Genomic DNA, 6803 nt, shown 5'->3' with positions numbered 1-6803 from the left:
TTCCATTCAGCTTGTACTCTTTTCTTTTATTATATAAATAAGAAAGGTGTACCCCTATTTCTTCTTTTCCTATAGAGATATGCTTGGTGGCCGCTGCATAGAAACGACTATAATATCCGTTTCCTTCTGTAGAACCAATCGAGCCTCCTCCGGATGAAGTAAATGGATCCGATGTTCCGAAAACAACAGCTGGCATATACCTCCAGAATTGTCCTTCTTTCAAAGCCCGTAACCGGATAGAAAAATATCTATCCTGATTCGTGAATCCTGAATAGCCATAAGGCTTTAACCCTAAAGCTTCTGCCTTAAACAGGGTGCAAGTATAAGCAACTTCCATCCACGGCAAAATGGTAACATTCAAAAAATAATTGTACGTATGGTAATACCACGTAGGAGGAGTTATCTCCTTATTCATAAAGTTCCCTCCCAGCATCACTGTTTTGTCCTTTTGCATCTCTGCCGAAGGAGCATGCAGCAAACCGGTAGTTCCATAAGTCAATTGAGCCGAAAGCATGGATGATACACTGATAAGCAGTATCGCAATAAACATTCGCTTTATTCTCATTATGTATAATCTCATGCTTTAGGTTCAATTGCATTATTTAAAAACAGGCCTATTCAAAATCGATAATACCACCACCTGCGTTCAAATCTTCACCATTGCCATGTCCATGAGTGTGACCAATAGCATAATTTGCAGTCAGAGTTGTAGAGATAATCTTTTTAACTACCACTGTTACGTCTGTAGTTTTTTTGTTCTTATCAATTACATGAACAGTATATGATCTTCTTACTTGTTTTCTGACCATACTGAAGTTATCAATTTGCTTGTATGCAGGAACTGATATATCTACAGACAGAGCAGTTTTTGAGTAGCTGTTCTTCGGTGCAATATTAGCATTGTCTTTTAGAATCATATTTTTCAGTAACATTGTTACGTAAGATTTCGTTTCTGCATTCATACCAGACAAGGCAGTTTCAACAGCCAAAGCAGGAGTGTTTCCATCATAAGCGGTTCCACCCATGTAGCTTCCTTTTACAGTAACTACAGCGGCTGCAGAGCCTGTATAGCAAGGTTTATTGATGATTTCGGCATCCAACTTAACGCTGTCTACTGGAACGATGGCTGACTCAAAACCGAAACGGAACTTGGAGAAGTGATTGATTTTACCAACGAAAGTACCTGAAGTCATATCGTATTCAGCATAATTATTAGCATCAGCTGACCATACACCGGTTTTTTCATTTTGATAAAGAACACCTAATACATAGTCAGGCTCTACAGTAACAGTAATCGGAGCCTGGAACTTAACTTCCAGCGGTTGAGAGAATACAGTACCGCTGGGTTGTCCTTCGTAAGTACGTACAGCAGCAGTTGCCTTTTCAGTTTGTATATCACGAGTTAGTTTGATTGCTTGAGCTTGGCCACCTACATAATAAACTTGTGTGTTAGCAGGCAATGTGATCTGGTCGGCAACAGTTTTAGTCTCTTGAGTTGTTTCACCTGTTGTTTCATCAATAACAGCTTCTGTAGATACAAGTTCTACTACGAGAGCCTCTTCTACTTTTACCACTGGAATATCAATTTTAGTAATATCCTCAATACCTAATTCTTCGGCAACTTTCTCGATGTCTGCTTTAACTTCAGGTTCTTTAATATCTTCAACTTTCGTTGGCTCTGCTTTATCTACAGGCACTTCGATAGTTTGTTCACCACCCTTACTCGGATCTTCATCAGGGATATCACTGCTTTCAGCTTTCAATACAACTTCAATGGAAGTCACAGAAGTAGCACCGGTCTCAACCAGTTTCACAACTGTGGCTTTTGCTTGTGCAACATAACCAGCTTTTGAAACTGTAATAATAGCCAATGTTGTAGGAGTGATATGTTCAGCTGCCACTTCTATATTGAAATAACCACGATTGTCAGTAGTAAGATCAGCTTTGAATTCACCAACTTCAACTTTTACAGTAGCGTCGGGCACAGCAGCATCTTTTTCATTGGTAACGAAGCCGCACACATAGTATTTAGACACCTTTGCAGTTTCTTCCTTTTGCATCAATACGGCAACTGTAGAGGTTACAATTTGGTCGCCTTCACCTTCTTCAGCAGCAACAGGAGCTACAGCGATGGTAGCGTAAGCGTTTTTGTAACCTTCAGCTTTAAGAACAGCATAGTAAGTGCCCGGCTGTACCCCTTCTACTGTGAATGTGTTATTAACAACTGCAATTGTACATCCAGGTATAACTACTGACGACAATTTTACAGCAGCGCTACTTTCATCTGTTGCAGTACCTTTTATGGTATATTTTACAGTTTTGTATGTCGGAGTATCATATCCCGGATACATAGCTGCATTTACTGTGTAGACAGCAGTTTTGCCATTTTCAATCTTTTCTACATACACAGAAGTTGTGACAGTCTTGTAATCATCTTTAGTAACAGTCAGAACATTCAACCCTTCTGTTGCATCTAAAGCATAAGTTCCATCGGTAGCAGTTGTAGCACCATTAACCTTGGCACCAGACAACGGTTCTCCGGTAGAAGCATTAGAAACGACACCTGTAATTTTGTATACCGGTTTCACTGTACTCGGTGCCTCTGTCGTTAATTCTTCTTTTTCGTAGCAGCTGGCGAACATGCCGCAGATTGCTACTAACATTAACGCTAACTTCACGTTAATACCAAACAAACTTTTCTTTTTCATCTCAATAAAATTAAAATTAATAAACTAATAATTCTGATTTAATAAAATATGGGTTAAAACTATTTGATTGCATTATATTGTCACCGGGTGATGAGCGATAGTTCTTGTAATAATATTGCTCGTTTCCTGCATTATACGCCAGCCCCATGTTTCTGGAGGGGGTAAACCGAGGAATATATCCTCTTCTTCTATATTTATAAGGTGGCAAGGCAATCTGAAAACGAAAGCCACCATTGGACTTCGCTCCTTGCGCTTTCATTGCATAAAAACCTATTGAAGCATAGCGGAAATGCCGGATAATATCTATCCGTACCCCTTTTTCACCCAATAAATACTGTTCAAGTTTCATAGTCGTTTCTACATTATATTGTGGCCAATAGAAATAACCTCCCAACTGACCATGTCATTTTTTTCTGTGTTCCAAAGTGGCAAGTAAATCCATCCCAGTATGCCGCTCCTGTATATCCAACACGTCCTTCGATTCCAAATCTATTATCACGAATGAAACGATGGCTAATTTTCATATCTACCCCATAACGTTCGCTACTGAAATGCCCTACTGTAAGTGTTCCCCAGATATTATAGGGTAGTCTTACCGTTTGTGACACGCCAATAAAACCAGGATGTATTTTATTATACATATCTGGATATCCGTCATTATAAATAGGTACTTCCAGTTGTGCTGTCAGTCTCATTCCTTTCCAGAAAGAAACTTCTATTGCCGGTGCCAGATTGAACAGAACTTGATATATCTGCGTAATTACTAAGTTCTTTAATGACAATTCCGGATATATTACCACGTCCACTTTGAACAAAGAACTATTCTTTTTTTTACTTTACCAGCCTTTTTCCAGTTACTGCCCAAACTATAGCTTACATCCCAATCCCGTCGAGCTACCCCTGGTACACTGTCGCCTATAATTGGTTTATAAAATAATGAAATTTGGGGTACGTTATTATCCAGAACAACAATCCGACATGGCTTTTTATCCGGAAATCAGGATAAAGAAATCTTAGATAAATTAAACATACAATTAGCTAGTATTTAGCGAATTGCATAATACTAAACAATATCATTACTTTCCTTTATTGTTTCTTTTTTAGAACATTAATATTATATATTTGTTGCTGGTTTGTTACTATTTATACATCATTGGAGCAAATGGACCTTCCTTTTATTTTTCTAGTACTCAATAAATTAAATTCAAATAGAAGTAGCAGAACAGAATAAAACTCAAATGCGAAATCATTTGGAACCGGTTTTTGTTACCATGTTGTTACCGTATAAATAAATGTGTATATTATTTTTAATAAACAGGAGATTCTAAACAGAGATATGAAAGAAGAACTAAGAATAAAAGAGCCAATAAAGCTAAGAGTCAAACATCTGGCTAATGGCAATAAGTCGATATATCTTGATATGTATATGAATGGGAAACGAAAATACGAGTTTCTGAAATTATATATTATACCTGAATATAATAAGTCAGACAGGGTGCGTAATAGTGAAACGCTAAAATTGGCAAATGCCATTAAGGCTCAAAGAATTATTGAATTACAAAATCAGAGCCACGGTTTTAAGATCAATAAGACATCTCACATTAAACTAACCGATTATATACAAAGTGTAGCTGAAAAGAAGTCGGAGAATGAAGTTCGCAAAACGGTACTACACGCTGTAGTCTATCATCTTAGACGTTACAACCCTAATGATATCCAATTAAGCAGGATAGATAAAGATTATATTTTGGGATTTCTGGATTACCTAAAGACAGCAAAACAAACTCATACCAAGAAAGAGAAATTGCTGCATGTCAATACCCAAGTCTATTATTACAAAATGCTGAGGTATTGCCTGAATTATGCAGTATCAGAAGAACTGATATCAGCTAATCCTATGAATAAAATAAAAAATGAAGAAAAGCCACATAAACACCGTACGGAAAGAGAATATCTCACTATTGACGAATTGCGAAAGCTGGCTCAAACCCCTTTTTATAATGGTTTACTAAAGAAAGCTTTTCTCTTCAGTTGTTTTTGCGGGTTGAGGCATTCCGATATCATAGCGCTTACGTGGGGAGACATAGAAATGGATGATGATGGCAATTCCCGATTGTATATCATACAAAAGAAAACCAAGGAAGCCATTTCTTTGCCTTTAAGTCAGGAAGCTATAAAACAGTTACCGAAGCGAGAAGATGCTAAGGAGGACGATATAATATTCAAAAAGTTAATAACATTGGGAAGAACTAATGAAATTTTACCTAAATGGGCTGAACAGGCCGGGATTAAGAAGCATATCACATTTCATACTGCCAGACATACCCACGCAACTATGTTGTTAACTTTAGGCGTCGATCTGTATACTGTCTCCAAACTGCTTGGACATACCAACATACAGACTACACAGATTTATGCCAAACTTGTTGATGAGAGTAAGAAAAAGGCAATTGACCTCATACCCAATATAACATAATTGTGAACTCAGGGACTCAATAATAAGTTGGCTCAAGTTACTCTCACTACCCTCACTTTAAGTACGAATCGTTGATAGCTAATATATTAAGTGTGAGTGAGAGTAAAATCCGGGAGTGAGAGTAAGTGGGCTACTCTCACTCTGTCTCGTCCTTTCTCACGTCCTAACTCATTCTGTTACATTATGTTAACTTACATTTAACGAATATATCGAACAAGTCTGTAATCCTATATTTTTCAGCTTTTTTCCCCGCATAAACGGTGAATATGCCCGTCGCAGCCGATTTATCACGCTGCATACCCTTTGCAAGTGCTTTTTGTCACCGTATGGCGCTTTACAAACAAGTCGCGTTATTCAACACTGTCCGGGCTGACAAGTTCCCGGCATCGGCTATCCCTACTCGGAAATTGTGATGATGCGATAAAGCGAGAGATTTCATTTCTTTCTGAAAATATAGTCTCTATTGTTGTTCTTCTTTTACATCTTATTTTGTTTACTATCCGCCGTTTGCATCGGATAACTTTAGCATCACTGTTCTTGATACGTACAGATTGCCTGTTTGATGCTCTGGTTTCTCCATTTGGAATTGTGAGTTTCATGCCGTGAAACTCCCGGTTTCAATAGGTGAAACTAACGGTTTCATGCCTTGAAACTATCGGTTTCACGGTATGAAACAAAATGGTATCACCCCATGGTGAGTGATTTTATTCATGACTTTACCTTGCTCTCACTTCGTTCCCTGCTTAGAATTTATAATCCAATTGAGCAAGAAACAAGAAATAACTGATATTATCCTAATTTCCCTCCTTCTGGGAGGCTGCGACATACACTTAATAGCCTGCATTTCGCTACTCTTTAGTTCTTTCTTTTCATCATCACAACTGTCGGGTCAAAACAACGGATTCTCAGCTAACTAAAAGTACAGAATGTCAAAATGATTACCAACTTGTTTTTTTGAAGCTCTGCATATTGAAAGCTAGACCTCCCGAACCTAAAAAACATATCGTATGTTTATAGAAGAGGTTATAAATTATCATTATACACACGTAGAACAAGCTTGCGGAACTCTTAAATAAATAATAATTCGTTTTTTACGAAAGGTATATATAATCAAAATTACGTTTGAGGGTATATTTTTCATATAAATGTCGTATTTATTAGTCATTTATTAACCTCTTTATCACGCATTATAAGCTCATAGACAAAGAATATTAGCTTTATGAGAACAATTATGCAGAAAAAGCTACATTATTTTATTTTTTCATGTAAAATTCTTTGGTATTATTAAAAATGTGTCTATTTTTGCACCATATTTTATGTCGTAAAGATATGAAAATTGAATAAATAAAATGAGGTATAGAAACTCTAACATGAGAAAGTGTCTAGCTACTAAAACAATAGCACGATGTGCGGCGCTCTTTTTATTCTGTTTGCTTCCTTTAAAAGGAATTTGCCAAACAGGAGAAAGTACGGTGAACACTTTAGTAGAAATGGGATTTGAAAATGTAGGGTGGACAGAAGATGGCAAAGAACGTGTATACGTCTTGCAAAATTCTGCGTATCGTCTGAATGGAGTCGGCATTGGCAAAGCGGTAGACATTATTCAAAAAATGGGTTTA

Annotated in this window: 3 protein-coding genes and 2 pseudogenes; 2 read left to right on the top strand and 3 right to left on the bottom strand. The window is 37.2% G+C overall.

Annotated elements, in window-relative coordinates; translation table 11 throughout:
- The 3 genes and pseudogenes from BACCELL_RS18730 to BACCELL_RS18720 form a co-directional block, all read right to left on the bottom strand.
- On the bottom strand, window positions 1-565 hold a 565-nt coding region (locus BACCELL_RS18730; protein WP_007213568.1), incomplete at its 3' end, for a YjbH domain-containing protein.
- A gap of 49 nt (window positions 566-614) precedes the next feature.
- Entirely contained in the window at window positions 615-2708 is a 2094-nt protein-coding gene (locus BACCELL_RS18725; protein ID WP_007213567.1) for a peptidase associated/transthyretin-like domain-containing protein, read from the bottom strand.
- Window positions 2709-2724: 16 nt separating this feature from the next.
- A pseudogene (locus BACCELL_RS18720) lies at window positions 2725-3681 on the bottom strand (hypothetical protein).
- A 363-nt stretch (window positions 3682-4044) separates the two neighbouring features.
- Here BACCELL_RS18720 and BACCELL_RS18715 point away from each other — a divergent pair.
- Together BACCELL_RS18715 and BACCELL_RS18710 are read left to right on the top strand one after the other, a co-directional pair.
- Window positions 4045-5184 (top strand): site-specific integrase, encoded by a 1140-nt coding sequence (locus BACCELL_RS18715; RefSeq protein ID WP_007217777.1) that lies wholly within the window; start codon window positions 4045-4047, stop codon window positions 5182-5184.
- 1349 nt (window positions 5185-6533) lie between these two features.
- Window positions 6534-6803 (top strand): annotated as a pseudogene (locus BACCELL_RS18710) (hypothetical protein); the annotation flags it as partial.

The sequence above is a fragment of the Bacteroides cellulosilyticus DSM 14838 genome (assembly GCF_000158035.1).
In the GTDB taxonomy this organism is placed as follows: domain Bacteria; phylum Bacteroidota; class Bacteroidia; order Bacteroidales; family Bacteroidaceae; genus Bacteroides; species Bacteroides cellulosilyticus.
Note: the sequence above shows the minus strand (reverse complement) of the source record. Positions and strands in the feature narration are given on the sequence as shown.